We start from the raw sequence: 26344 nt of genomic DNA on the forward strand, positions 1-26344 counted from the left end.
TTATTGCCCCAATTTGCGCGGTTGCCAGGTCTTGATGACCAGCGTCACGTCCAGGTCGGTGCCGTGCAGCTTGATCCGCTCGGGCAGCCAGTAACCGTTCTGTTCGGCATAGCTGAGGTATTCGACCTGCCAGCCATCCTGATCCAGATTCGCCAGGCGACTGTTGCCGTCCAGGGTCAGACGGCTTTTGCTGTCCGGTGCCGGGAGGCCTCGAACCCACCAGGCCAGATGCGAGACCGGCAGTTTCCAGCCCAGTTGCTCTTCGACCAGTGCTTCCGGAGTCGGCGCTTCATAACGGCCCTGATTCGCCACTTCCAGCGACACCGCGCCCGGACGGCCGGTCAGGCGCGCCGCGCCACGACCCAGCGGGCCGGACAGGCGGATGTCGTAGTAATCCTGACGTTGCAGCCAGAACAGCGTGCCGCTGCCCGAATCTTTCGGGGCGCGGATGCCGATCTTGCCGTCGATCTGCCAGCCGTCGAGGCCGGTCAGTTGTTGTTTGTGCTCGCGCCATTGGCCCGGATTGCCGTGGCCTTCGACCGATTCACGGGCGCCGAAGCCCGCGCAACCGGCGAGCAGGGCGATGAAGCTGAAAACTATGATGTGGCGCAAAAACATGAGTTAAAGAGTCTCGGATCCGGTCAGGCGCTTGATGGTGCTGCGCAGGATGGTGCTGTCAGGCTGGTCTTTGAGGAACTTGCCCCAGATTTGTTTTGCTTCGCGCTGTTTGCCCTTGGCCCACAGCACTTCGCCCAGATGCGCGGCGACTTCATGATCGGGGAAGCGCTCAAGGGCCTGACGCAGGTATTTCTCGGCGTCCTCCAGATTGCCCATGCGAAAGTTCACCCAGCCGAGGCTGTCGAGCACGGCCGGGTCTTCCGGGTTGATCTGGTGCGCCTGCTCGATCAGCGCCTTGGCTTCGGCGTAGCGGGTAGTGCGGTCGGACAGCGTGTAGCCGAGGGCGTTGAGGGCCATGGCGTTGTCCGGATCGCGCTTGATGATCAGGCGCAGGTCTTTTTCCATCTGCGCCAGGTCATTGCGTTTTTCCGCCTGCATCGCGCGGGTGTAAAGCAGATTCAGATCGTCCGGGTACTGCTGCAAGGCTTGTTGCAGGACTTTCCAGGCCTTGTCGCCCTGATTATTGGCGGACAGGGTTTCGGCTTCGATCAGGTACAGCTGGATCGCGTAATCCGGCTGCTCGTCACGCTCGGCGGCCAGTTTGCTCTGGGCTTCGGCGGTCTTGCCGTTGTTCATCAGAATATCGGCCTGACGCAGTTGCGCCGGCAGATAGTCGTTGCCCGGGCCGACCTGGGCATACTCGATGAGCGCGCCTTGCGGGTCGTTGCGCTCTTCGGCAATGCGGCCCAGGTTCAGGTGCGCCGAGTCGACATGGCTTTCCCGGGCGATCAGGTCTTCCAGATAGCCCTTGGCCTCGTCCCAGGCCTTGGCTTCCAGGCAGACCAGCGCCAGGGAATAACGCAGTTCGTCGTCTTCCGGGTATTGCTGAACCAGGGTGGAGAACTCGACCTTGGCGTCGTCCATCCGGTCCTGTTCCACCAGCATCCGCGCGTAGGTCAGGCGCAGGCGCTTGTCGTCCGGGTATTTTTTGATGCTTTTCTGCAACAGCGGCAAGGCTTCGTCGCCACGATTCAGCCCTTGCAGCAGGCGTGCGCGCAGCAGGATCGGGGCGATCTCGCCGTCTTCCGGCGGATGGTCTTCGAGCAGGGCAAGGGCACCTTTGGTGTCGCCATCCTGCTGCATCAGCAGGGCCTTGCCGAAAATCAGCTGATTGTTGTTCGGGTGACGCTGCAACAGGCGGTCGAAGCTTTTCATCAGGCCGTTGCGGGTTTCCTGATCGGTGTCGGCAGCCGACAGCGCGAGGAAGTCGAAATGGGTGTCGCCCTTGCCCTGCAGGACTTTCTCCATATAGACCATCGAGTCGTCATAGCGCCCGGCGCGGGCCAGTTGCACGGCGGCGGCGCGTTGCGCTTCGAGGTCGTCCGGGGCGTTTTTCGCCCAGATCAGCGCGGTATCGAGGGCCGGCTGGTCGGCGCCCAGGTACTCGGCGATGCGGAACGCACGCTCGGAAACACCCGGATCCTGGGTGTTGATGGCCTGGGTCACGTAGTTGTCCAGGGCAATATCGAAACGATTGCGCTGGCCAGCGAGCTCGGCGCTCAGCAGGCTGAACACCGTTTCCTGGCTGAACGAGCTGTAAACCTTGGGCTTTTCAGGGGCCGGCGTGGTGTCTTCGACCGGTGAGGCACCGTCCTGCGGAACGGGGGCCAAGGCCTGGCAGCCGCTGAGGAAGACAAAAGCGAGGAGCAACGCGGAAGATCTATTCATATAGGAAGAGGACGACTAACCTGCGGTCGGATCATCATGACACAAGCCTTCGGCCAAACATAACCGAGTCTCGATTGTGGCCATTATAGGGGCCGGCAATTGGGACAATAGTCAGCGGTAGTTGTTCTGAATCTGACGAAGTAGGACAATTGCCGGCTTCACGTCACCATCAGCGACCTTGAATGGCCTTCCTTGCACTCGGTATCAACCACAAGACTGCTTCAGTAGACGTCCGCGAGCGCGTGGCCTTTACCCCTGAGCAGCTGGTGGAGGCCTTGCAGCAGCTCTGCCGACTCACCGACAGCCGCGAAGCTGCGATCCTCTCCACCTGCAATCGCAGTGAGCTGTATATAGAACAGGATCACGTGTCGGCGGACATCGTGTTGCGCTGGCTGGCCGAATACCATCAATTGAGCCTCGAAGAGCTGCGCGCGAGTGCTTATGTGCATGAAGACGATGCGGCCGTTCGTCACATGATGCGCGTCGCCTCCGGGCTCGACTCGCTGGTGCTGGGCGAACCGCAGATTCTCGGCCAGATGAAATCGGCCTACGCCGTGGCCCGGGAGGCCGGCACCATCGGGCCGCTGCTCGGGCGACTGTTCCAGGCGACCTTCAATGCCGCCAAGCAGGTGCGCACCGACACTGCCATCGGTGAAAACCCGGTATCCGTGGCGTTTGCCGCCGTCAGCCTGGCCAAACAGATTTTCAGCGACCTGCAACGCAGCCAGGCCCTGCTGATCGGTGCCGGCGAGACCATCACCCTGGTCGCCCGCCATCTGCACGAGCTGGGGGTCAAGCGCATCGTGGTCGCCAACCGGACGCTGGAGCGCGCCAGCCTGCTGGCCGAACAGTTCGGTGCCCACGCGGTGTTGCTGTCGGACATCCCGGCTGAACTGGTGCGCAGCGATATCGTTATCAGCTCCACCGCCAGTCAGTTGCCGATTCTAGGTAAAGGTGCGGTGGAAAGTGCGCTGAAGCTGCGCAAGCATAAGCCGATCTTCATGGTCGACATCGCCGTTCCCCGTGACATCGAGCCGGAAGTCGGCGAACTCGACGACGTTTACCTCTATAGCGTCGACGATCTGCACGAAGTAGTCGCCGAAAACCTCAAGAGCCGTCAGGGTGCAGCGCAGGCGGCCGAAGAGATGGTTTCGGTCGGCGCCGACGATTTTATGGTGCGCCTGCGCGAGCTGGCGGCGGTCGATGTGCTCAAGGCCTATCGTCAACAGAGCGAACGCCTGCGCGACGAAGAGCTGCAAAAGGCCCTGCGCCTGCTGGCCAACGGCGGCAACGCCGAAGACGTCCTCGGGCAATTGGCCCGCGGCCTGACCAACAAACTCCTGCACGCCCCGAGCGTGCAGTTGAAAAAGCTTTCTGCCGAAGGCCGCCTCGATGCGCTGGCCATGGCTCAGGAACTCTTTGCCCTCGAGGGCTCACCGGATAGCTTTTCGGATAAAAAACCGCAATGAAAGCGTCACTGCTCAATAAGCTGGACATTCTCCAGGACCGTTTCGAGGAACTGACCGCGCTGCTCGGCGACGGCGAAGTCATTTCCGACCAGACCAAGTTCCGCGCCTATTCCAAGGAATACGCCGAACTTGAGCCGGTGGTACAAGGCTATAAAAAGTTGCTCGGCGTACAAAGCGATCTTGAAGGCGCGCAGGCGCTGCTCAAGGACAGCGACCCGGACATGCGTGAAATGGCCGTGGAAGAAGTCCGCGAAGCCAAGGAATTGCTGATCACGCTGGAATCCGACCTGCAACGCATGCTGCTGCCCAAGGATCCCAACGACGGGCGCAACGTGTTCCTCGAAATCCGCGCCGGCACCGGTGGCGACGAGGCGGCGATCTTCTCCGGCGACCTGTTCCGCATGTATTCGCGTTACGCCGAACGGCGTGGCTGGCGGGTGGAAATCCTTTCGGAGAACGAAGGCGAACATGGCGGCTATAAAGAAGTCATCGCCCGCATCGAAGGCGACAACGTTTACGGCAAGCTGAAATTCGAATCCGGCGCGCACCGCGTACAGCGTGTACCCGCCACCGAATCCCAGGGCCGTATCCACACCTCGGCCTGCACTGTGGCGGTGTTGCCCGAGCCGGACGAGCGCGAAGCCATCGAGATCAACCCGGCGGATTTGCGCGTCGACACTTACCGCTCCTCCGGGGCCGGTGGTCAGCACGTCAACACCACCGACTCGGCGATCCGCATCACCCACATCCCGACCGGCACCGTTGTCGAGTGCCAGGAAGAACGTTCCCAGCACAAGAACCGTGCCCGGGCGATGGCCTGGCTGGCGGCCAAGCTCAACGACCAGCAGACCGCTGCGGCGGCCAACGCCATCGCCAGCGAACGTAAATTGCTGGTGGGTTCCGGTGACCGCTCCGAGCGCATCCGCACCTACAACTTTGCCCAGGGCCGGGTCACCGACCACCGCGTTAACCTGACCCTGTATTCCCTCGACGAAATCCTCGCCGGTGGCGTCGAAGCGGTGATCGAGCCGTTGCTGGCCGAATACCAGGCCGACCAGCTCGCAGCGATAGGTGAGTAAATGACCATCATCGCCAGCCTGTTGCGCGCCGCCGAACTGCCGGATTCGCCCAGCGCGCGTCTGGACGCCGAATTGCTTCTGGCCGCCGCGCTGGGCAAGTCGCGCAGTTTTCTCCACACCTGGCCCGAGCGCATCGTGCCCAGCGAAGCCGCACTGGTCTTCGCCGAGTACCTGCAACGCCGCCGCAGCGGCGAGCCGGTGGCCTACATTTTGGGCCAGCAGGGTTTCTGGAAGCTCGATCTGGAAGTCGCACCGCACACGCTGATCCCGCGTCCGGACACCGAACTGCTGGTGGAAGCCGCGCTGGAATTGTTGCCGGCGACCCCGGCCAAAGTGCTCGACCTCGGCACCGGCAGCGGGGCGATTGCCCTGGCTCTGGCCAGCGAGCGCCCGGCGTGGAAGGTCACCGCCGTGGATCGTGTGCTGGAAGCCGTGGCCCTGGCCGAACGCAATCGCCAGCGTCTGCACCTGAATAACGCAACGGTGCTGAGCAGCCACTGGTTCAGCGCCATCGAAGGCAAGCGTTTCGAGTTGATCATCAGCAACCCGCCGTACATCCGCGCGGCCGATCCGCATCTGGTGGAAGGCGATGTGCGCTTCGAGCCGGAAAGCGCATTGGTGGCCGGCATCGACGGGCTCGACGATCTGCGGCTGATCATCGCCCAGGCGCCGGCCCATCTCGAGGCCGGTGGCTGGCTGATGCTCGAACACGGCTATGATCAAGCCGAAGCCGTACGCGATCTGCTGCTGACGCAAGGTTTCGAAGAAGTCCATAGCCGCACCGATCTGGGCGGCCATCAACGGATCAGCCTGGGGCGCCTGCCGTGCTGAATGATCAGGAATTGTTGCGCTACAGTCGGCAGATCCTGCTGCAACACATCGACATCGATGGCCAGTTGAAGCTCAAGGACAGCCGGGTATTGATCGTCGGCCTCGGCGGTCTCGGCGCGCCGGTGGCCTTGTATCTGGCGGCGGCGGGTGTCGGTGAGTTGCACCTGGCGGATTTCGACACGGTCGACCTGACCAACCTGCAACGCCAGATCATCCACGACACCGACAGCGTCGGCATGACCAAGGTCGACTCGGCGCTCAAGCGCCTGAGCGCGATCAATCCTGAAATCAAACTGGTGCCTCATCGTCAGGCGCTGGACGAGGATTCTCTCGCTGCAGCCGTGGCGGCGGTGGATCTGGTGCTCGACTGCTCGGACAACTTCTCCACTCGCGAAGCGGTCAATGCCGCATGTGTGGCGGCGCGCAAGCCATTGGTCAGCGGCGCGGCGATTCGCCTTGAAGGACAGCTTTCGGTGTTCGACCCACGTCGCGCCGAGAGCCCGTGCTACCACTGCCTGTACGGTCACGGCAGCGAAGCCGAACTGACTTGCAGCGAAGCCGGCGTGGTCGGGCCGCTGGTCGGTCTGGTCGGCAGTCTGCAAGCGCTGGAAGCCTTGAAGTTGCTGGCGGGTTTTGGCGAACCACTGGTGGGCCGTCTGCTGTTGATCGATGCGCTGGGTTCGCGCTTCCGTGAGCTGCGGGTCAAGCGCGATCCCGGTTGCAGCGTTTGTGGTTCGCAGCATGCGTGAAGCGCCGATCGCCGTATTCGACTCCGGCGTCGGTGGCGTGTCGGTACTGGCGGAAATCCAGCACCTGCTGCCGAATGAATCACTGCTGTACCTCGGCGATTGCGGCCATATTCCCTATGGCGAGAAAACCCCGGAATTCATCCGCCAGCGTTGTAGCGTGATGGCCGGTTTTTTCCGCGAGCAGGGGGCCAAGGCGCTGGTGATCGCGTGCAATACCGCGACCGTGGCCGGCGTTGCCGATCTGCGCCGGGACTTTCCCGAGTGGCCGATCGTCGGCATGGAGCCAGCGGTCAAACCGGCCGCCGCGGCCACCCGCAGTGGCGTGGTCGGCGTACTCGCCACCACCGGCACCTTGCAGAGCGCCAAGTTCGCCGCATTGCTCGACCGCTTCGCCACGGATGTGCGGGTCATCACTCAGCCGTGTCCCGGACTGGTCGAGCGCATTGAAAGCGGCGATCTGCACAGCCCCGAGTTGCGTGCATTGCTCAAGCACTACGTTGACCCGCTACTGGCCAACGGCTGCGACACGATCATTCTGGGCTGCACCCATTACCCGTTTCTCAAGCCGATGCTCAAGTCGATGATCCCCGAGAGCATCAGCCTGATCGATACCGGCGCGGCGGTAGCGCGGCAACTGCAGCGGCTGCTGGCCGAGCGTGATCTGCTCGCCGAAGGTCCGAACCGACCGGTCAGATTCTGGACCAGCGCCGATCCCGCGTCTTTACGCAAGACCCTGGTCCTGCTGGACCAAGTCGTTGGCGACGTTAAAAGATTCACTTTGTAAAAAAAATGTGAAATATCTAAAAAGTCAGCTGAACTTCTGACCAAGCGCAGATTTCTATAGCGCAGAGTGACCTAGAAAACCAAACGATCGTTCCGGAAAAGGAAGTTTCAAAGTGAAGCGACTATTCTGCTTGGCCGCGATTGCGGCTGCACTGATGGGGCAAAGTTTTACCGCACAGGCTGCTGGCGTCGAGTTTGCAGTGGGTGCTACCAGCGATTCGACGATGACTTATCGTCTGGGCATGAATTTCGATTGGGACAAAAGCTGGCTGCAAAGTGACGTGGGTCGTCTGACCGGTTACTGGAGCGGTGCCTACACTTATTGGGAAGGCGACAAGACGTCGAGCAACAACAGCCTGTCGTTCTCGCCGGTATTTGTTTACGAGTTTGCCGGTCAGTCGGTCAAACCGTATGTCGAGGCGGGGATCGGCGTGGCGCTGTTCTCCAACACCGAATACGAAGACAACAAGCTCGGCGGTTCTTTCCAGTTCGAAGACCGTATCGGTTTCGGCCTGCGCTTCAATGGCGGGCATGAGGTGGGAATCCGTGCGACGCACTATTCCAACGCAGGTCTGAGCAGCGACAACGATGGGGTCGAAAGCTACGCATTGCATTACACGATGCCGCTATAAGCCCCCAGAAAGTCAGCCCCGTAAAAAAGGAGCGCCTAGCGCTCTTTTTTTTATTCAGCGATACGCCGTGGCAATTCCCTGGCGTTCGTCGATGCATTCCGGGGCGCCCATTTCGAATTCGCGGCAGATCAGCGGGCGCTTCTCGTAAATCGTGCACATCATCGTGTCGCGATCCAGCGCCGCGCACCAGCCGTCGTCCAGACGCAGCATCACCTCGCCACCCCAATCGTCGGTATCGATAAAACGTTCGGGGACGCCAGTGTCGGTGATCAGCATCACCTCAAGCTGACAGCAGCAGGCTGCACAGGTCGAACAGGTGACCTCAGGCTCGGCAATTTGCCGATGGGGAATGGTTTTCATGGCGCCAGTGTACGGCAGTGACCGATGAGCGTGTGAAAGGCCTGACAGGCGTTTAGCGCGCCAGCCGTCGGGACAATTGATGCAGCAACGGAAACAGCATCGCCCACAGCAGCGCCACGCCGATCAGGGTCGCAAGCTCACCGTGAGGAAACTGCACGCCGGCCAGTCGTCCGCCGGCACCGTAGGACAGGGCGCCCCCGACTGCGCCAAGCAGGCTGGCGAGCCACCACGGCCGTGCGCTCCATTGCAGACAATGACGCAACGTCGTGGCGAACAACGCCCACAGCAACATCAGCCATAGCGGAATCAGCGGCGACAGATCCTTGAACTCGAAAACCCCGAGGCCGCGCAACACGCTGTCCACCGCCGTGCCGATAATCACCACGCTGAGGATCAATCGGCCTTCATGCGCCCAATTGCTGATCCAGCGCAGATGAATCACCAGCACCGCCAGCGCCAGCAGCAACCACAAACTGTTACCGCCGAGCACGCAGGCCAGCCAGCCGATCTGGAACAGCACCGCGTTGGCCAACCGTTCAAGCATCGAACCGGCCCAGCAAAGGCGCCGTCATCGCCGCCGGTTTGGCCAGCACCAGTTGTGCGGTGCCGATGGTGCGCTCGAGGAATCCACCCTCGCAGTAACACAGGTAGAACTCCCACAACCTGAGGAAGTAATCGTCATAGCCCAGTTCGCTCAGACGGCCGTGCGCATGGCGAAAGTTCTCGTGCCACAGACGCAGGGTGCGGGCGTAATGCAGGCCGAAATCTTCCATGTGCAACAGGTTCATGTCGGTGTCGCGGCCGACGATTTCGAGCATTTTCTGCACGCAGGGCAGGGCGCCGCCGGGGAAAATGTAGCGCTGGATGAAGTCCACGCCACGGCGCGCCTGTTCGTAGCGCTGTTCGCGGATGGTGATTGCTTGCAACAGCATCAGGCCGTTGTTCTTGAGCAGGTGCGCGCACTGTTTGAAGTAGGTCGGCAGGAAGCGGTGGCCGACCGCCTCGATCATTTCGATCGACACCAGTTTGTCGTACTGGCCGGTGAGGTCGCGGTAGTCCTTGAGCAGCAGCGTCACTTGATCCTGCAAACCGAGGCGTTCGATGCGGGCCGCGGTGAAGGCGAACTGCTCCTTCGACAGCGTGGTGGTGGTGACTTTGCAGCCGTAGTGCTGCGCCGCGTAGAGCGCCATGCTGCCCCAACCGGTGCCGATTTCCAGAAGGTGGTCACCGGGCTTGAGCGCGAGTTTCTGGCAGATCCGCTCCAGTTTGTTCAGTTGCGCCTGCTCCAGGCTGTCGTCGGGGCTGAGAAACTGCGCAGCCGAATACATCATGGTCGGGTCGAGGAACTGCTCGAACAGGTCATTGCCGAGGTCGTAATGCGCGGCGATGTTTTTCTGCGAGCCCTGGCGCGTATTGCGGTTGAGCCAGTGCAGCCCGCGCACCAGCGGGCGACCGAGCCGGGCCAGGCCACCTTCCATGGCGTCGAGCACTTCAAGGTTGCTGACGAACACACGCACTACGGCCGTCAGATCCGGCGAGCGCCAGTAGCCATGAATAAAGGCCTCACCGGCACCGATCGAACCATTGCCGGCGACCAGCCCCCAGACGGCGGGATCCAGCACCTGAATTTCCCCCACCAGCGTGCTGCCCGGCGTACCAAAGACGTGGCGTTCGCCGTCCTCGATCACGATCAGTTGACCCTGCTTGAGCTGCTCGAGCTTGCGCAGCACTCCCCGGCGCAGCAGCGATCCGCTCAGGCCGTGGGGGCTGAGCAGGCTGGCTTTGGCCGAGACGCTAGTGGATTTCATGGTGGCGTTCCTCGGTCGGTACGGTGGCGGTTCGAAAGCGGTCGTCGGCACGCTGGTGGTCATACACCGGGGTGCGCTTGAGCAACAGGCGCAGCGCCTGCCAATAAATCGCCAGCGCGGTCTTGGCGGTCATCCAGGGAAAGCGCCACAGGTGCCGGTGCAAGTGGCGCCGATCAAGGGGGACGCGTCGCAGATCGAGGGTGGCGTCGAACAGTTTTTGCTCGCCTTGCCAGTCGGCCATGTGCACGCCCAGGGTCTGCGCGGCAGGGCTGAAGCTCATGCGGTATTCCAGGTCCGGCGGCAGGAACGGCGACACGTGAAAGGCCTTGGTCACGGCAAAGTGCTGGTGAAAGTCCTGAAGCTGAGTCGGCGCTCGAGCCGGCAGCACGTAGTGATAACGCTCGCGCCACGGAGTGTTGCGGACTTCGCAGAGAATCGCCGCCAGTTGGCCGTCGGCCTCGTGGCAATAGAAAAAACTCACCGGGTTGAACGACAGGCCCCAGCTGCGTGGCTGGGTCAGCAGGCAGATCGAACCTTGCGGCGCATGGCCCAGGGCTTCGCCGACAAGTTGCCGCACCGCATCGCTCAGGCGCACGCCCCGGCCGGTGAAGGTTTTCAGGTAATCGGTTTCGCGAAATGAAAACGGTGCAAAGCGGCTGGCGCCTGCCAGTCGGGACAGGCCCAGCACCGCCTCCTGTTCAGCCAGATCGAGGTACAGCATGCCGATCCGGTAACGGAATTCATGACGGCGCGGGGCGAATCGCCGATGGGCGATCCAGCCACTGTAGAGCGCGCTGTTCACAGGCTTTCTCCGAAGGCTGCGGCCACGCGCAGGGCGCTGACCACGCCGTCCTCATGAAAACCGTTTGCCCAATAGGCGCCGCAATAATGCGTGTGGTGCAAGCCGTCCAGTTCCGCCCAGCGTTGCTGCGCCGCCACCGCCGCGAGGCTGAATTGCGGGTGGGCGTAGGTGAAGCGCGCCAGCACCTTGGACGGCGTGATGCCAGCGCTCTGGTTAAGGCTGACGCAGAACGTGGTGTCGCTCTGGAGGCCTTGCAGAATGTTCATGTCGTAGGTCACGGCTGCCCGGGTATGACCCGCTCCGCCGAGGCGATAATTCCAGCTGGCCCAGGCCCGTTTGCGTGTGGGCAGCAGGCGGGTGTCGGTATGCAGTACCACTTCGTTGTCGGCGTAGGGCAGGGCGCCGAGGATTTCCCGTTCTTTATCGTCAGGATTTCCCAGCAGTCGCAACGCCTGATCGCTGTGACAGGCCAGCACCACTTTGTCGAAACGTTCGATGCCGGCTGGGCTGTGGATAACCACGCCGTGCGCGTCGCGATCGATCCGACCCACCGGGCAATTCAGGCGGATACGCTCCTTGAACGATGCGGTCAACGGCGCAATGTAAGCGCTGGAACCACCCTCTATGACCTGCCATTGCGGACGGTTGCTGACCGACAGCAACCCGTGGTTCTCAAAAAAACGCACAAAGAACTGCAACGGAAAGTTGAGCATCTCGGCCATCGGCATCGACCAGATCGCCGCGCCCATCGGCACGATGTAATGCAGGATGAAGCGCTCGCCGTAAGCGCCGGCCTTGAGGTAATCATCGAGTGTGGTGTCGGTGGCGATCCGCTGTTCGGCAAGGTCGCGCCGAGCTTCTTTGTTGAACCGCAGGATGTCGCGCAACATGCCCCAGAATCCGGGCGACAGCAGATTGCTGCGCTGGGCGAACAGACTGTTGAGGTTGTTGCCGTTGTATTCCAGGCCAGTGTCCGGATCGTTGACCGAAAAGCTCATCTCGGTGGGTTTGAACGTCACACCCAGTTGGCCAAGCAAACGAATGAAGTTCGGATACGTCCAGTCGTTGAACACGATGAAGCCGGTGTCCACCGAATACTCGCGCCCGTCCACGGTGACCGGCACCGTGTGCGTATGGCCGCCGATCCGGGCGTCTGCTTCGAACACGGTGATTTCGTGTCGGCGTGCGAGCAGGTACGCGCAGGTCAAACCGGCGATGCCGCTGCCGACGATGGCGATTTTCATGTTGCATCCCTGAGCGGCGGGTTGCTGCGCACCATGCGTTTGCCAATCGCCAGTTGTACGCGGGCGGGCATTTTCGACAAGGGCCACAGGGCTGCCATGAACAGTGCGGGGAAGGCGATCTCCAGCGGCCGATCCTTCAGCTTGGCGAAGATATGCCGCGCGGCTTTGTCCGCAGGCCAGCTGAGTGGCATCGGAAAATCATTTTTGGCGGTCAGCGGTGTATCGACGAATCCTGGGCTGATTACCGTGACTTCAATACCTTCGTCCGCCAGGTCGATGCGCAGGGATTCGAACAGATAACGCAGCCCGGCCTTCGACGCGCCATAGGCTTCGGCGCGTGGCAGCGGTACATAGGTCACCGAGCTGGCCATGCCCACCAGATGCGGTGCCGTACCTTTGCGCAGCAATGGCAGTGCGGCTTCGATGCAATAGCTGCTGGCGAGCAGGTTGGTGCGCACCACGTGCTCGATGATCGAGGCGTCGAACTGGTGAGCGTCGACGTATTCGCAGGTCCCGGCATTGAGGATGACGGTATCCAGCGAGCCCCAGTCCGCGGCTATCTGTTCGCCAATTTCGCGTACGGTCTGGCTGTTGGTCAGATCGCCGGGCAACACCAGAACCTGTCCCGGATACCGTTGTGACAGAACCTTGAGCGGCGCGACCTGGCGGGAACTGACCGCCAGCTGTGCACCGCTTTTGAGAATGTCTTCCGCGAGTGCTGCGCCGATGCCACTGCTGGCACCGGTCAACCAGTAACGACGTGGAGCTGTACGACTCATCCCAATCTCCTTTTCAGCCAGGCGATCACCCGGCCCAATACAGGTAAATGTTCATAAAGCAGCGCTCCGGCATCGAAGTAATCCCGGTGGCGGTAAACCTTGTCGCGCCAGAGCAGATGCGAGCAGCCGGCGACGCGGATCAGTTGCCCACCGCTCAGACGCGGGTGGCGGTAGCTCATGACCCAACGCAAATAGCCTTCGCCTTCGCCGATCTGGTCGAAGCCGTGGAAATCGAAGCGCAGTTCGTTGACGTTGGCGTACAACTCGCTGAAGTAACCGCGCAGGTTCGTCAGCCCCTGCACTTCGTGCAGCGGATCGGTGAAATGAATGTCCTCGCTGTACAGTCCGTCCAGGGTGCGCAAGTTGTCTTTGTTCAACTGTGCGAACCGCTGGGCGAAACCGCGCAGGAATTCACTCATCGCTCACTCCTTGAGACGCGCGCGACGGCAGGTTCTTGAACGCTGCCAGCGCCCGCTCCCGTGATGCATTCAGATTAACGATCGGCGCCGGATAGTCGGCGACGCCGAACAACCCGCCAGCACTGGCCGGGTTGTGCACTTCTTTCTTGTTCAGCCCGGCCAGCTCCGGCAGCCAGTGCTTGATGAACAGGCCTTCGCTGTCGAATTTTTCCGACTGGCTGAGTGGGTTGAAGATGCGGAAATACGGCGCCGAATCGGTGCCGGTCGAGGAACTCCACTGCCAGCCGCCGTTGTTGGCGGCCAGATCGCCGTCGATCAGGTGGCGCATGAAGAAACGCTCGCCTTCGCGCCAGTCGATCAACAGGTTCTTGGTCAGAAACATCGCCACTACCATCCGCAGGCGGTTGTGCATCCAGCCGGTTTCCAGCAGTTGGCGCATGGCTGCATCGATGATCGGCAAGCCGGTGCGCGCCTCTTGCCAGGCGGTCAGATCCTCCGGGGCGTCGCGCCAGGCCAGGGCTTCGGTTTCCGGACGGAATGCGCGATGCCGTGAAACCCGCGGATAACCGACGAGGATGTGTTTGTAGAATTCACGCCACAGCAGTTCGTTGATCCAGGTGACGGCGCCGACCTTGCCGCTTTCGAACTCGCCCTGATTGCTCTGCAGGGCAGCGTGCAGGCATTGGCGCGGCGAGATCACACCGGCGGCCAGATAGGCCGAAAGCTGGCTGGTGCCGGGTTTGGCCGGGAAGTCTCGTTCGCTCTTGTAGTAATCGATCTGTGCATCGGCGAACGTGTCCAGGCGGCGCCGGGCCTCGGTTTCACCGGCGGGCCACAAGGCGCGCAGGGAGTCGCCGGGTGTCGGGAACCCTTCGATGGTTGTTGGAACGGGGTCACTGTTGATGTTCAACGCCGATTGTTTGCCCGGGGCCTGTTTCAGCGAAGGCATCGAGCGGTGCAAGCGTTCGTAGCAGACCTTGCGGAACTGGCTGAACACCTGAAAGTAAGTGCCGGTCCGGGTCAGCACACTGCCGGGCTTGAACAGCAATTGGTCGAGGTAACTGTGGAAGGTGATGCCTGCCGCTTGCAACGCCTCGGCAACTGCCTCGTCGCGACGGCTTTCGTTGATGCCGTATTCTTCGTTGACGTGCACCGCCTCGATTTTCAGTTGCCGACACAGTTCGAGCAGCACGTCGGGTGCCTGATCCCAGTGAGGCGCGGTGCGGATCAGGAGCGGGATGTTCAGGTCGCCAAGGCTTTTGCTCAATTCACGCAGATTGCGCAGCCAGAAATCGATCTTGCACGGCGCGTCGTCATGTTCCTGCCATTGCTCAGGGCTCAACAGGTACACGGCGACGGTCGGGCCACGCTCGGCGGCGGCCGCGAGGGCGGTGTTGTCATGTTGGCGCAAGTCGCTGCGCAGCCAGATCAATTGCATGTCGGTCTCTGTCGGAATCATTAAATCAACCCACGCTCAATGAGTGCCCGATGTGCCGAAAGGGGGTCTTCGGCCAGGAACAGATCAGCGAGTTCGGAAGTCTTTGCGGACAACTCGGCGTGGTGAATACACACCGTGGGTCCGACAATCAGTTTCGGGCAGCTGACACCGTTGAACAGTTTCGGTAGCTGCGCCAGGTTCAGGGCTTTGCTGGAATACAGCAGTACGCCACGGGCTTGCAGGGTATCGGTTGCCAACGCCAGTTCGCCGGCCGGCAGCGGCCAATCGAATACCTGCACCGGGCAATCGGCGCTGCTGATCAGCCAGGCGCAGAGCCACAGATGCGGCTCCAGTGGCAGGTCCGACTGGTTGATCAGCAGCAGCGGCGCGGTGCGCAACTGACGATTGTTATGGTAGATGCGTGCGCCGAATTTGCTGCGCAACCAGGCATAAAAGAACACCCGCTCCATCTGCGCGCCGAACTGGCCCTGCCAGCGCTGTTCAAGATCGCTTAGTAGCGGCAGCAGCAATTGCTCGCACAGAGTGCGTGGCGGATACAGCGCCATCGCCTGGTTGATGCCGTCGTCGAGGCTGCGCTCGTTCAGGTGGGTGACCGCCATCAGGGCGGCCTGGCGCAGTGGATGCCATTCGTCCTGCGCTGGTTCGTTGAACGTCTGCGCGGTGTCGAGCAGCGGTTTGACCTGGCTGACCGCTACGCCACGGTTGAGCCAGGTAAGGATGTTCTGGATACGTTGCACATGCTCGGCGTTGTACAAGCGATGGCCCTTGGGCGTGCGCTGCGGAACGATCAGCCCATAGCGCCGTTCCCAGGCGCGCAGGGTGACGGCGTTCACGCCGGTCTGACGGGCGACTTCGCGGATCGGCAGCCAGCCCTCGTCGAGGGCTTTCTTGAAGTCGGCGCCGAGGTCTTCCCGGGCGCTGGTGTCGAGTGAGTCATTCATCAAATGGCGTTTCGCAGGCTGAGGTTTTCCGGATGCGGTTGCAGGTAAACCTGCTGCGCAATGTAGGGATCCGGGTGGAGGCGAAAGTGATGCTTGAGCAGGGTCAACGGCACCACCAGCGGTACGATGCCGTGCCGGTACTGGCCGATGATGTGCTGCACTTCCTGCTTGTCTTCGGGGCTGATCGCCTGTTTCAGGTAGCCGCTGATGTGCTGCAGGACATTGCTGTGGGTACGGCGCGTGGCGCATTTTTTCAGCGCCGCCATCAGCTCGCTGAAATAGCGCGGGCCCAGCTCGGCCGGGTCGGTCTGGCCCATGTTGCCCAGCAGATTGCCCAGCGCCTTGTATTGCACCGGGTTGTGCGCCATCAGCAGGTATTTGTAGCGCGAGTGGAATTCGGTGAGCACGCGGCGGCTCAGGCCCTGCTTGAGCACTTGTTGCCATTCGCGGTAGGCGAGCACGCGGGTGATGAAATTCTCCCGCAGCACAGGATCGTTGAGGCGCCCGGCTTCTTCCACCGGCAGATCCGGATGCTGTGCACAGAACGCCTCGGCGTAAATGCCACGCCCACCACCATTCACCGGTGCGCCGTTGGCGTGGTAGACCTTGACTCGCTCAAGTCCGCAGGACGGCGATTGCTGCATGAAGATGTAGCCGCAGATGTCATTGAGCTCCCCGGCCATTTTCTCGCCGTAGGCGGCCAATGGCTGGGTGACGTTGATCGACGGATTGACGGTGCCGACTGCATCAGGCTTTTGCGGATCGCCCACCAGACGAATTGGCTCGCGGGGAATCCCCAGGCCAATCGCTACCTCAGGACAGACGGGAACGAATTCGAAATGCTCGGCCAGGGTGCGGCTGCACAGCCGCGATTCCTTGTGCCCGCCGTTGTAGCGCACTTCGGCGCCCATCAGGCAGGCGCTGATGGCGATTTTCGGTAGGGACGTCGATGAGTCGGACATGCAGCAACCTCGAATCTGAACCTGTACAGACAAATAGATTTGTACACCATGCTTTCAGCATAGATTTATAGGTGTACAAGTCAAACTGTTTGTATAAGTTTTTTTGAGGTTTTTAGCGCCAGCCCATTTTCCAGCGTGAATCATCCTGCAGGGCATGCCAGTCGCATTGCTCGGTACGCCGGGTCAGCACCGCCTGCAGTTCGATTTCCAGCACCGTGCCGTCCTCGTCGCGGAACAGTTCGGTCACCAGAAAATGCTTTTCACGATTTTGCGGGTGGGCTGCTGTCCATTTCGACAGCAGCAATTTGCGCGGGTTGATGCGATTCACTGCAGGTGTTCGTGCAAGCGTCTTGCCGCCTCCTGGCCACTGAGCCATGCCCCTTCGACCCGACCCGACAGGCACCAGTCGCCACAGGCATACAGGCCCAGATCGGCGTCGGCCAGGGTGCCCCATTCATGACTGCTGGCCGGCCGGGCATAGAGCCAGCGGTGGGCGAGGCTGAAGGTCGGGGCCGGCATGGCGCTGTGCAACAACTCGGCGAAGGCACCGTGCAATTGTTCGATCACCGCTTCCTTGGGCAGATCGATGTGCTGCCGGCTCCAGGCACTGGTGGCGTGCAGGACCCAGGTGTCGCACGTGGTGTCGCGTCCCGGTTTGCTGCGGTTGCGGGCCAGCCAGTCGAGGGCGCTGTCCTGGACGAAGCAGCCTTCGATTGGCGTATCCAGCGGTGTATCGAAGGCGAGGGCGACGGCCCAGGTCGGGTCCATTTTCACGCCGGCGGCGGCACCGGCGAGTTTCGGTGCGGAGGCCAGCAGGGCAGTAGCCTGAGGCGCCGGTGTGGCGACTACCACGTGGCTGAACGGCCCGTGGGTGAAACCTTCGGCATCTTGCAGGTGCCAGTGTTCTTCGCCGCGATAGACCTCGGTGATCCGGCAGGCGAAATGCACTTCCAGGCCATCGAGCAGGCCCCGGGTGATGGCGCTCATGCGCGGCGTGCCGACCCAGCGGGTCTGTTCGTCCGGCGACAGGTTCAACTGCCCGCCATGAAAGGTGTAGAGCTGCGGTGCCCATTCGGCGACCCAGCCTTTGCTTTGCCAGCGCTGGACTTCGGTCACGAAGCGCCGATCACGGGCCGTGAAGTATTGCGCGCCCATGTCCAGCGAACCGGCATCGCTGCGCTTGCTCGACATGCGCCCGCCGCTGCCGCGACTTTTATCGAACAACTGAACGGTATGCCCGGCATCTGTCAGCGCCTGGGCGGCGGAGAGTCCGGCGATGCCGGTGCCAATGATTGCGATAGGTACAGTCATAGGGGCCTCGTTTACCTTTCTGTACAGACTACGCCGTGGATGAAACCTGTACAATTATGTTTTTTGGTATAACTTCCAGCGTTCTTGTTCTGACAGCTTGGCCTATGGTTAAACAATAGAGCCTGCCCGATAGAAAAGATCCCTGTTTATAAAAATAGACTAGTGATCGGGGTAAAACGCCACGCGAGGAAGAAGTCATGCACATATTGCTGACCGGCGGTACTGGATTGATCGGACGTCAGCTTTGCCGGCACTGGTCCGGGCAGGGGCATCGCCTGACGGTCTGGAGTCGTCGTCCGGAAAAAGTCGCGAACATCTGTGGCGCCCAGGTGCGTGGCATTGCGCGTCTGGAGGACCTTGGCGACGAACCGGTCGACGTGATCGTCAACCTGGCCGGCGCGCCGATTGCCGACCGGCCGTGGACCCATCGGCGCAAGGCGTTGTTGTGGAGCAGTCGGATTACGCTGACCGAAGCGTTGCTGGCGTGGCTGGAACATCGCGGGCAGAAACCGTCGCTGCTGATCTCGGGCTCGGCCGTGGGTTGGTACGGTGACGGCGGCGAGCGCGAGTTGACTGAGGACTCGCCACCGGTGATTGACGATTTCGCCAGTCAGTTATGCATCGCCTGGGAGGAAACCGCGCAACGCGCCGAAGCGATGGACATTCGCGTGGTGCTGGTGCGCACCGGGCTGGTGCTGTCGGCCGAGGGCGGCTTTTTGTCGCGCCTGCTGCTGCCGTTCAAGCTCGGGCTGGGCGGGCCTTTGGGCAACGGTCGGCAGTGGATGCCGTGGATTCATATCGATGACCAAATCGCCCTGATTGATTTTCTTCTGCACCGCGATCAGGCGAGCGGTCCTTATAATGCGTGCGCGCCGAAACCTGTGCGCAATCGCGAATTCGCCAAGACCCTGGGCAGCGTGTTGCACCGCCCGGCGTTCATGCCGATGCCGGCCCTCGCCTTGAAGGTCGGGCTCGGCGAGATGTCATTGCTGTTGCTGGGTGGCCAACGGGCCACGCCCAAACGCTTGCTGGAAGCGGGATTCACTTTCCGGTTCACGGATTTACGCGCGGCCCTGGACGATCTTTCCAGCCGCCTCTGAAATAGGACGTTGCATGACCGATCACGCCTTGCTTCTGGTCAACCTGGGTTCGCCGGCCTCCACTTCGGTGGCCGACGTGCGCCGCTATCTCAATCAATTCCTGATGGATCCTTACGTGATCGACCTGCCGTGGCCGGTGCGGCGTCTGCTGGTGTCGCTGATTCTGATCAAGCGTCCGGAGCAGTCGGCCCATGCCTACGCCTCGATCTGGTGGGACGAAGGGTCGCCGCTGGTGGTACTCAGTCGTCGCCTGCAACAGCAGATGAAGGCGCAGTGGACCCACGGCCCGGTGGAGCTGGCCATGCGTTACGGTGAGCCGTCCATCGAGACAAATCTGCTGAAACTGGTCGCGGCGGGACACAAACGCATCACCCTCGCGCCGCTTTATCCACAGTTTGCCGACAGCACCACGACCACCGTGATCGAAGAAGCCAAGCGGGTGGTGCGCGAGAAAAAACTCGATGTGCAACTGTCGGTGTTGCAGCCGTTCTACGATCAGCCGGAATATCTCGACGCCCTGGTGGCCAGCGCCAAACCGCATTTGCAGCAGGATTACGATCACCTGTTGCTGAGCTTCCATGGTTTGCCTGAGCGGCACCTGACCAAGCTCGACCCGACCGGCGATCATTGCTTCAAAAATGAAGATTGCTGCAAGAACGCCTCGGCTGCCGTATTGGCCACCTGTTATCGCGCCCAATGTCTGCGCACAGCGGCGTTGTTCGCTGAGCGCATGGGGCTGCCGGACGGCAAGTGGTCGGTGTCGTTTCAGTCGCGGCTGGGCCGGGCGAAATGGATCGAGCCCTATACCGAAGCGCGGCTGGATGAACTGGCCAAAAGCGGCGTGAAGAAGATTCTGGTGATGTGCCCGGCGTTCGTCGCCGATTGCATCGAGACCCTGGAAGAGATCGGCGATCGCGGCAAGGAACAGTTTTGTGAGGCAGGGGGCGAGGAGTTGGTGCTGGTGCCGTGCCTGAATGACGACCCGCAATGGGCGAAGGCGTTGGCAACACTTTGTGAACGGGCGCCACTGGCCCTCTAGTAAGAGCCAAAAGCTTCGCGAGCAAGCCCGCTCCCACATTTGATTGCATTTCAATGTGGGAGCGGGCTTGCTCGCGAAGGCTGACTGTCAGGCGATGAAGATCTAAAAGTTTAGATCAGCGGCTCATCCGCCTTTTTCTGCTTCCAGCCGTCATTGCCCGGCAGCAGCAGGTTCAGCGCAATCGCCACCACCGCGCACAGCGCGATGCCTTTGAGGCCGAAGTCGTCCGGACCTGTGCCGGTGCCGACCAGCACACCGCCGATACCGAACACCAGGGTTACCGAAACGATCACCAGATTGCGCGCTTCGCCCAGGTCGATCTTGTGACGGATCAGGGTGTTCATCCCCACTGCCGCGATCGAACCGAACAGCAGACACAGAATCCCGCCCATCACCGGCACCGGAATGCTTTGCAGCAGGGCGCCGAACTTGCCGATGAACGCCAGGCTGATGGCGAAGATCGCCGCCCAGGTCATGATTTTCGGGTTGTAGTTCTTGGTCAGCATCACCGCGCCAGTAACTTCGGCGTAGGTGGTGTTGGGCGGGCCGCCGAACAGGCCGGCTGCAGTGGTGGCGATCCCGTCACCGAGCAGGGTGCGATGCAGGCCCGGCTTCTTCAGGTAGTCGCGACCCGTCACGCTGCCGACGGCAATCACGCCGCCGATGTGTTCGATGGCCGGGGCCAAAGCTACCGGGACGATGAACAGGATTGCCTGCCAGTTGAACTCCGGTGCGGTGAAGGCCGGCAGGGCGAACCACGGTGCCGCGGCAATTTTCGCGGTGTCGACTACGCCGAAGTAGAAGGACAGGGCAAAACCCACCAGCACGCCGGAAATGATCGGCACCAGACGGAAGATGCCCTTGCCGAACACCGCCACGATCAATGTGGTCAGCAGCGCCGGCATCGAGATCATCATGGCGGTCTGGTAATGGATCAGTTCCGAACCGTCGCCGGCCTTGCCCATCGCCATGTTCGCGGCAATCGGCGCCATGGCCAGACCGATGGAAATGATCACAGGGCCGATCACCACCGGCGGCAGCAAACGGTCAATGAACCCGGTGCCTTTGATCTTCACGGCCAGGCCGAGGAAGGTGTAAACGAAACCGGCCGCCATCACGCCGCCCATGGTCGCAGCGAGGCCGAACTGGCCCTTGGCGAGAATGATCGGGGTAATGAAGGCGAAGCTCGACGCCAGGAATACCGGCACCTGACGTCCGGTGACGATCTGGAACAGGATCGTTCCCAGACCTGCGGTAAACAGTGCCACGTTCGGGTCAAGGCCCGTGATCAGTGGCATCAGCACCAGGGCGCCGAAAGCCACGAACAGCATCTGTGCGCCGGACAGCACCGTGCGCCAGAGCGGATCGTTGAACTCTTGCTGCATGCTTACGCGTCCTTCTGCTTGGTGCCGAAGATCTTGTCACCGGCATCGCCAAGCCCAGGAATGATGTAACCGTGCTCGTTGAGTTTCTGATCGATGGACGCGGTGTAGATGATCACGTCCGGGTGAGCTTTCTCGACAGCGGCAATGCCTTCCGGCGCGGCAACCAGCACCATCGCGCGGATGTCCTTGCAACCGGCTTTCTTCAGCAGGTCGATGGTTGCGACCATGGAGCTGCCGGTGGCGAGCATCGGGTCGATGATCATCGCCAGGCGTTCGTCGATTTCCGGAACCAGTTTTTCCAGGTAGGTGTGGGCCTGCAGGGTTTCTTCGTTACGGGCAACGCCCACGGCACTGACTTTTGCGCCCGGGATCAGGCTCAACACGCCTTCGAGCATGCCGATGCCGGCACGCAGGATCGGCACGACGGTAATCTTCTTGCCGGCGATTTTCTCGACCGACACGGTGCCGCACCAACCTTCGATATCGTAGGTTTCCAGCGGCAGGTCTTTGGTCGCTTCATAGGTCAACAGGGCACCGACTTCCTGCGCGAGTTCGCGGAAATTCTTGGTGCTGATGTCTGCACGGCGCATAAGGCCAAGTTTGTGACGGATCAGCGGATGGCGGATCTCTTGGATGGACATGGGGAAAGGCTCCGGCGGCGGGCAAAAAAACCGGCCTAGATTAATCTATCCGACGGTGATGTCCTATAGGACATACAGTACGTTAGTCCACAAATGCTTGATTCGGCCGTGCGGGATGCGTACCTTTGCTCGCTTTTCCGAAACAGACCCCCCTTGGAGAGCGCCATGTCCGCTGATCTCGAGCATATCCGTCAAATCATGCGAGAGGCTGACTGCCTGTACACCGAAGCTGAAGTCGAGGCTGCCATTGCCCGCGTCGGTGCACAAATCAACGAACAACTGGCCGACAGCAACCCGGTGGTGTTCTGCGTGATGAACGGCGGCCTGATCTTCTCCGGCAAACTGCTGACCCATCTGCAGTTTCCGCTGGAAGCGTCCTACTTGCACGCCACCCGCTATCGCAACGAAACCAGCGGCGGCGACCTGTTCTGGAAAGCCAAGCCGGAAGTCTCGTTCATCGACCGTGATGTGCTGATCATCGATGACATTCTCGACGAAGGTCACACCCTGGGCGCGATCATCGACTTCTGCCGTCACGCCGGCGCGCGCAAAGTGCACACCGCCGTGCTGATCGACAAGGACCACGACCGCAAGGCCCGTCCTGACCTGAAAGCCGATTTCGTCGGTCTGCCGTGCATCGACCGTTACATCTTCGGCTACGGCATGGACTACAAAGGCTACTGGCGCAACGCCAACGGGATCTTCGCCGTCAAAGGCATGTAAGCCGCGCCCGGATCTCAATGTGGGAGCAAGCCCGCTCCCACAGTTGTTTTCGGTGTGCTGATCCACTTGTGTACACCCATGCTAGAGTGCTCGGCCCCGTCCCACGGAGCCTGTCATGAGCCTCTTGATCCGCAGCTGCGCCGCCCTGGTGCTGACCCTCAGCCTGCCCCTGGCCGCCGCCCCGATGCACAGTCAATTCCTGCCGCCGGACGACCTGACCCTGCGTGATGCCGAGCCCGAGCAGCAACTGTTGCAGGTCACCGACTATTCCGTGGTGGTCGGCGCTCAGCGCCAGTCCAATCAGCAGCCGATTCCGGTCACCTCTTCGTTGATGATCCGCCTCAAAGGCAAGTCCCTGAACAAGGGCGCAACGATCAATCAGGTGCTGGTCAACTTTGATGGCGAAAGCAAAAGCCTGAAAAAACCGGTGTATGACGACAAGAGCAAGACCCTGACGCTCTACTACCCGCTGGCCCAGTACCGGGTGGTAATCGATCTGTTGCGCAACGATACGGTCTACGTGCAATTTCTCAGTTACACCAACGGCCACATCTGGGCCGATTTGCACACCGGCAGCACGCGCTCGCGTTGAGCCTTATGCCTGCGCAGGGGTAAACTGCCCGCCCCGTGAAATGTCTGCGAGCTGGAGTCGGCAATGCGTAAAGATAAGAAGCAAGTGATTGGTGACGAGATCGGCGATGAGCAGATCAAGCTGTTCCTCGATTTTGAGCCGGTCGACGCCACCTCGCCGTCGCTGCACAAACTGGTCAAGGCCTACCGTGGCCTGCGCATCGACGATTTCGAGCGTTTCCTGACGTTCTTCGTCGAAGCCGGTTATGACGTCGATGGCAAGGACGAGCACGGCAAGACCTTCATCGACCAGATCCGCGATCAACGCAACGCTGCGGAATACATCGAGCTGATCGAGAAAGCCCGCGTCTGATATCCGCGGCTTTCCCAAGGCATAAAAAAACGCCCCGCACTCACTGAGTGCGGGGCGTTTTTTATGTCGCAATATCAAGCGAAGCTTGGGGTCTCGCTGCTTTCTTCCACCAGTTCAAGCGCAATGTTGTTCTGCGTGTTGATCTTGCGATACAGCGCCGCGTCAGTTTCCAGGACCTTTTCACGGGCCGGGAAGATTTCCGCCAGTTTGGCAGCCCATTCACCCTTGGCCTTGGCCGGGAAGCACTTCTCGATCAGTTCCAGCATGATCGAGACGGTCACCGAAGCACCCGGCGAAGCACCGAGCAGGGCGGCGAGGGAGCCGTCCTTCGCGGCCACCAGTTCGGTACCGAACTGCAGGATGCCGCCCTTTTTCGGGTCTTTCTTGATGATCTGCACCCGTTGGCCGGCCACTTCCAGGCGCCAGTCTTCGGCTTTCGCCTCGGGGTAGAAACGGCGCAGGGATTCCAGGCGCTGTTCCATCGACTGCATCACTTCGCTGACCAGGTACTTGGTCAGGTCCATGTTGTTTTTCGCCACGGCCAGCATCGGCCCGATGTTGCCGGCGCGAACCGACAGCGGCAGGTCCATGAAGGAGCCGTGCTTGAGGAACTTGGTGGTGAAGCCGGCGTATGGCCCGAACAGCAGGGATTTCTTGCCGTCGACCACGCGGGTGTCCAGGTGCGGCACGGACATCGGTGGCGAACCCACGGCGGCCTGGCTGTAAACCTTGGCCTGGTGATGCTTGACCACTTCCGGGTTGTCGCAACGCAGCCACTGGCCGCTGATCGGGAAGCCGCCGAAGCCTTTGCTTTCTTCGATGCCCGAAGCCTGCAGCAGCGGCAGGGCCGCGCCACCGGCGCCGAGGAACACGAACTTGGCGTCGACTTCACGGCTGCTGCCGCTGTTGACGTCCTTGATGCTGACGGTCCAGCCGTTGCCATTACGCTTGAGGCCGGTCACGCGCTTGCAGTACTTGACCTGGGCATCGGGTGCGCTGGTCAGGTGCTTGAGCAACTGATTGGTCAGGGCGCCGAAGTTGACGTCGGTGCCGTTGATCACGCGGGTGGCGGCGAGCACCTGGTCTTTCGGACGCCCCGGCATCATCAGCGGCATCCACTCGGTCATCTTCGCCTTGTCTTCGGTGTATTCCATGTCGGCGAAGGCGTGGTGCTTGCGCAGCGTATTGAAACGTTCCTTGAGGAACGACACGCCTTTCTCACCCTCGACGTAACTCAGGTGCGGCACCGGGCTGATGAAGGATTTGCACGAGCCGAACGTGCCTTTCTTGGTCAGGTACGACCAGAACTGCTTCGACACCTCGAACTGGGTGTTGATGTGCACGGCCTTCTTGATGTCGACGGTGCCGTCGGCAGCCTGCGGCGTGTAGTTCAGCTCGCACAGGCCGGCGTGGCCGGTACCGGCGTTGTTCCATGGGTTGGAACTCTCCGCGGCACCGGAATCCATCAGCTCGACGACTTCCAGCTTGATCGCCGGGTCGAGTTCCTTGAGCAGTACTGCGAGGGTGGCACTCATGATGCCGGCCCCAACCAGAACTACGTCGACTGCTTCGTTATGCGCCATTTAACGCGTCTCCAAAATCTGCAGCACCAAATTGTCGGCATGGCTGCCAGGCGTCCAGGGCAGGTCAGTGAGGCCCCGGGTATCCTTGGTCAGGTGTGCCATGTCCGAATCTTCGCAATTTTTCGCAACTTCGACGGATGCGTGCGGCCTGGCTTCAAGAGTCCCATGAACTCATTTCGGCACGGGGCTGGCAATTCGACTTATGGTCGAGACATCCGTTTGTGCAACCAAATCCGTAGCGGACAGGCTTCAGGCTCCGGTAGTCGAGGCGTTCCCGTTCCTGTGTCGTTGGGCTGTTTCAGACGCTAATGGTGCATGTTCAGACGCAAAACTATTCATTTGCTCGCCACACTCTTGTGAAGTTGTGAAAACCCGTTTTTTTCACGCTCTTTTGAAGACGTGAACCTCAAAAAGGGCTGTCCGGGGCTGGCACCGTGCCCGGAGGGGCAAACAACTCAGTGGCCGAGCGTCATGACAGCTCTGCAGATTCGCGAAAAGCGGGATTTGCCAGGGAAACAGCAAGCACGCCAGCTTCACTCGATCTGTGTGGGCGGCTCTCTGTGGGCGATTTGGATGCCAATGCAAGCGCATTGACGCTGTTGCGGGGCCCGATCAGGAGACGTCCTTATAATCGGGGGGAGATTGTATCGAAGAAATGCGCGGAGTTGGTCGAGTTTAATGACTTTTATTAGGCATCCGGTCAGATGCTCAACATCGCCTGAGCCCGTGCGCGTGGGCGCTGCTGTTCGACCCGGGCGCTGGCGGGCAGTGGCTGGTGCAGCCAGTTGAGACGGATTTCCTCGATTTCCACCCAGCCATCACCCATCGGTTGCAGGCTGCATTGCTTGAAGGCCTGGCAATGCCCGTTGCGGTCGAGCAGGGCGAAGCTGCGGTGCAGTGGGCGTGGGGAGAACAACGAGATCAGATAGCGCATGGCAGTGCTCCTTTTAGGGATC

The 26344-nt window shown here is 61.1% G+C and carries 29 protein-coding genes; 11 read left to right on the forward strand and 18 right to left on the reverse strand.

Going from position 1 to position 26344, the window contains the following annotated elements; translation table 11 throughout:
- Together lolB and ACKUG4_RS26650 are read right to left on the reverse strand one after the other, a co-directional pair.
- Nucleotides 1-618: a lipoprotein insertase outer membrane protein LolB gene (lolB, locus tag ACKUG4_RS26645; protein WP_445435171.1), complete on the reverse strand. Its 618-nt coding sequence runs from the start codon at nt 616-618 to the stop codon at nt 1-3.
- A gap of 3 nt (nt 619-621) precedes the next feature.
- On the reverse strand, nt 622-2346 hold the full coding sequence (locus ACKUG4_RS26650) for a tetratricopeptide repeat protein (protein ID WP_039766343.1): 1725 nt from the start codon (nt 2344-2346) through the stop codon (nt 622-624).
- Between the two features lie 182 nt (nt 2347-2528).
- Here ACKUG4_RS26650 and hemA point away from each other — a divergent pair, with 182 nt between their 5' ends.
- From hemA to ACKUG4_RS26680, 6 genes are all read left to right on the forward strand, one after another.
- A complete protein-coding gene (gene hemA / locus ACKUG4_RS26655) occupies nt 2529-3815 on the forward strand; it encodes a glutamyl-tRNA reductase (protein ID WP_039766341.1) in 1287 nt (428 codons plus the stop codon).
- A complete protein-coding gene (prfA, locus tag ACKUG4_RS26660) occupies nt 3812-4894 on the forward strand; it encodes a peptide chain release factor 1 (RefSeq protein ID WP_007951714.1) in 1083 nt (360 codons plus the stop codon). The genes hemA and prfA overlap by 4 nt, the downstream gene beginning before the upstream one ends.
- Nucleotides 4895-5725 carry a peptide chain release factor N(5)-glutamine methyltransferase gene (gene prmC / locus ACKUG4_RS26665; protein WP_445435172.1) on the forward strand — a complete coding sequence of 277 codons (831 nt, stop codon included), beginning with the start codon at nt 4895-4897 and terminating at the stop codon, nt 5723-5725.
- Complete coding sequence (locus tag ACKUG4_RS26670) at nt 5719-6474, forward strand: molybdopterin-synthase adenylyltransferase MoeB (RefSeq protein WP_007951711.1); 756 nt, start codon at nt 5719-5721, stop codon at nt 6472-6474. Before prmC ends, ACKUG4_RS26670 begins: the two co-directional genes overlap by 7 nt.
- On the forward strand, nt 6467-7258 hold the full coding sequence (gene murI / locus ACKUG4_RS26675; protein WP_445435173.1) for a glutamate racemase: 792 nt from the start codon (nt 6467-6469) through the stop codon (nt 7256-7258). Before ACKUG4_RS26670 ends, murI begins: the two co-directional genes overlap by 8 nt.
- A 112-nt stretch (nt 7259-7370) precedes the next feature.
- The gene (locus tag ACKUG4_RS26680; RefSeq protein WP_039766327.1) at nt 7371-7889 is read left to right on the forward strand and encodes an acyloxyacyl hydrolase; all 519 of its coding nucleotides are present in this window, start codon (nt 7371-7373) and stop codon (nt 7887-7889) included.
- A gap of 54 nt (nt 7890-7943) precedes the next feature.
- Here the strand turns inward: ACKUG4_RS26680 and ACKUG4_RS26685 are convergent, their stop codons facing one another.
- The 12 genes from ACKUG4_RS26685 to ACKUG4_RS26740 form a co-directional block, all read right to left on the reverse strand.
- Entirely contained in the window at nt 7944-8249 is a 306-nt protein-coding gene (locus ACKUG4_RS26685) for a YkgJ family cysteine cluster protein (RefSeq protein ID WP_007951707.1), read from the reverse strand.
- Nucleotides 8250-8301: 52 nt separating this feature from the next.
- Nucleotides 8302-8793 carry a DUF2878 domain-containing protein gene (locus tag ACKUG4_RS26690; RefSeq protein ID WP_445435174.1) on the reverse strand — a complete coding sequence of 164 codons (492 nt, stop codon included), beginning with the start codon at nt 8791-8793 and terminating at the stop codon, nt 8302-8304.
- Nucleotides 8786-10057: an SAM-dependent methyltransferase gene (locus ACKUG4_RS26695; RefSeq protein ID WP_085613396.1), complete on the reverse strand. Its 1272-nt coding sequence runs from the start codon at nt 10055-10057 to the stop codon at nt 8786-8788. The genes ACKUG4_RS26690 and ACKUG4_RS26695 overlap by 8 nt, the downstream gene beginning before the upstream one ends.
- Entirely contained in the window at nt 10044-10859 is an 816-nt protein-coding gene (locus ACKUG4_RS26700) for a DUF1365 domain-containing protein (RefSeq protein WP_445435175.1), read from the reverse strand. Before ACKUG4_RS26700 ends, ACKUG4_RS26695 begins: the two co-directional genes overlap by 14 nt.
- Nucleotides 10856-12103 carry an NAD(P)/FAD-dependent oxidoreductase gene (locus ACKUG4_RS26705; RefSeq protein WP_445435176.1) on the reverse strand — a complete coding sequence of 416 codons (1248 nt, stop codon included), beginning with the start codon at nt 12101-12103 and terminating at the stop codon, nt 10856-10858. The genes ACKUG4_RS26700 and ACKUG4_RS26705 overlap by 4 nt, the downstream gene beginning before the upstream one ends.
- Entirely contained in the window at nt 12100-12882 is a 783-nt protein-coding gene (locus ACKUG4_RS26710; protein WP_085613393.1) for an SDR family NAD(P)-dependent oxidoreductase, read from the reverse strand. The genes ACKUG4_RS26705 and ACKUG4_RS26710 overlap by 4 nt, the downstream gene beginning before the upstream one ends.
- The gene (locus ACKUG4_RS26715; protein ID WP_085649216.1) at nt 12879-13301 is read right to left on the reverse strand and encodes a nuclear transport factor 2 family protein; all 423 of its coding nucleotides are present in this window, start codon (nt 13299-13301) and stop codon (nt 12879-12881) included. The genes ACKUG4_RS26710 and ACKUG4_RS26715 overlap by 4 nt, the downstream gene beginning before the upstream one ends.
- Complete coding sequence (gene phrB, locus ACKUG4_RS26720) at nt 13294-14739, reverse strand: deoxyribodipyrimidine photo-lyase (RefSeq protein ID WP_445435177.1); 1446 nt, start codon at nt 14737-14739, stop codon at nt 13294-13296. The genes ACKUG4_RS26715 and phrB overlap by 8 nt, the downstream gene beginning before the upstream one ends.
- Nucleotides 14740-14759: 20 nt before the next feature.
- Nucleotides 14760-15701, reverse strand: coding sequence for a MerR family transcriptional regulator (locus ACKUG4_RS26725; protein WP_236191043.1), 942 nt, complete (start codon nt 15699-15701; stop codon nt 14760-14762).
- On the reverse strand, nt 15701-16663 hold the full coding sequence (locus ACKUG4_RS26730) for a YbgA family protein (protein ID WP_039766312.1): 963 nt from the start codon (nt 16661-16663) through the stop codon (nt 15701-15703). Before ACKUG4_RS26730 ends, ACKUG4_RS26725 begins: the two co-directional genes overlap by 1 nt.
- A 112-nt stretch (nt 16664-16775) precedes the next feature.
- Nucleotides 16776-16991, reverse strand: a complete 216-nt coding sequence (locus ACKUG4_RS26735) for a TIGR02450 family Trp-rich protein (RefSeq protein WP_039766311.1) — start codon at nt 16989-16991, stop codon at nt 16776-16778.
- On the reverse strand, nt 16988-17974 hold the full coding sequence (locus ACKUG4_RS26740; protein WP_039766309.1) for an NAD(P)/FAD-dependent oxidoreductase: 987 nt from the start codon (nt 17972-17974) through the stop codon (nt 16988-16990). Before ACKUG4_RS26740 ends, ACKUG4_RS26735 begins: the two co-directional genes overlap by 4 nt.
- Before the next feature lie 197 nt (nt 17975-18171).
- On the opposite strand from ACKUG4_RS26740, the gene ACKUG4_RS26745 reads away from it, so the two are divergent.
- Nucleotides 18172-19074 carry a TIGR01777 family oxidoreductase gene (locus ACKUG4_RS26745; protein ID WP_445435178.1) on the forward strand — a complete coding sequence of 301 codons (903 nt, stop codon included), beginning with the start codon at nt 18172-18174 and terminating at the stop codon, nt 19072-19074.
- Nucleotides 19075-19087: 13 nt separating this feature from the next.
- Complete coding sequence (hemH, locus tag ACKUG4_RS26750; protein ID WP_445435179.1) at nt 19088-20113, forward strand: ferrochelatase; 1026 nt, start codon at nt 19088-19090, stop codon at nt 20111-20113.
- A gap of 110 nt (nt 20114-20223) precedes the next feature.
- Here the strand turns inward: hemH and ACKUG4_RS26755 are convergent, their stop codons facing one another.
- Both ACKUG4_RS26755 and upp read right to left on the reverse strand, forming a co-directional pair.
- Nucleotides 20224-21498 carry a uracil-xanthine permease family protein gene (locus ACKUG4_RS26755; protein WP_039766305.1) on the reverse strand — a complete coding sequence of 425 codons (1275 nt, stop codon included), beginning with the start codon at nt 21496-21498 and terminating at the stop codon, nt 20224-20226.
- A 2-nt stretch (nt 21499-21500) separates the two neighbouring features.
- Nucleotides 21501-22139, reverse strand: a complete 639-nt coding sequence (gene upp / locus ACKUG4_RS26760) for a uracil phosphoribosyltransferase (protein WP_007951682.1) — start codon at nt 22137-22139, stop codon at nt 21501-21503.
- Nucleotides 22140-22304: 165 nt separating this feature from the next.
- Between upp and ACKUG4_RS26765 the strand changes: the two genes are divergently transcribed.
- The 3 genes from ACKUG4_RS26765 to ACKUG4_RS26775 all read left to right on the forward strand — a co-directional run bounded on the left by ACKUG4_RS26765 (nt 22305) and on the right by ACKUG4_RS26775 (nt 23805).
- Nucleotides 22305-22862, forward strand: coding sequence for a hypoxanthine-guanine phosphoribosyltransferase (locus tag ACKUG4_RS26765; RefSeq protein ID WP_007951681.1), 558 nt, complete (start codon nt 22305-22307; stop codon nt 22860-22862).
- A 115-nt stretch (nt 22863-22977) separates the two neighbouring features.
- Nucleotides 22978-23454 carry a hypothetical protein gene (locus tag ACKUG4_RS26770; RefSeq protein ID WP_445435180.1) on the forward strand — a complete coding sequence of 159 codons (477 nt, stop codon included), beginning with the start codon at nt 22978-22980 and terminating at the stop codon, nt 23452-23454.
- Between the two features lie 63 nt (nt 23455-23517).
- Nucleotides 23518-23805, forward strand: coding sequence for a PA4642 family protein (locus ACKUG4_RS26775; RefSeq protein ID WP_064599356.1), 288 nt, complete (start codon nt 23518-23520; stop codon nt 23803-23805).
- A 74-nt stretch (nt 23806-23879) separates the two neighbouring features.
- Here ACKUG4_RS26775 and mqo read toward each other — a convergent pair whose 3' ends face one another.
- Together mqo and ACKUG4_RS26785 are read right to left on the reverse strand one after the other, a co-directional pair.
- The gene (gene mqo / locus ACKUG4_RS26780) at nt 23880-25388 is read right to left on the reverse strand and encodes a malate dehydrogenase (quinone) (protein ID WP_236191041.1); all 1509 of its coding nucleotides are present in this window, start codon (nt 25386-25388) and stop codon (nt 23880-23882) included.
- 700 nt (nt 25389-26088) lie between these two features.
- Nucleotides 26089-26322, reverse strand: coding sequence for a hypothetical protein (locus tag ACKUG4_RS26785; protein WP_445435181.1), 234 nt, complete (start codon nt 26320-26322; stop codon nt 26089-26091).
- Nucleotides 26323-26344: the final 22 nt, after the last annotated feature.

This window comes from Candidatus Pseudomonas auctus (assembly GCF_048654275.1).
In the GTDB taxonomy this organism is placed as follows: Bacteria; Pseudomonadota; Gammaproteobacteria; order Pseudomonadales; family Pseudomonadaceae; genus Aquipseudomonas; species Aquipseudomonas pharyngis.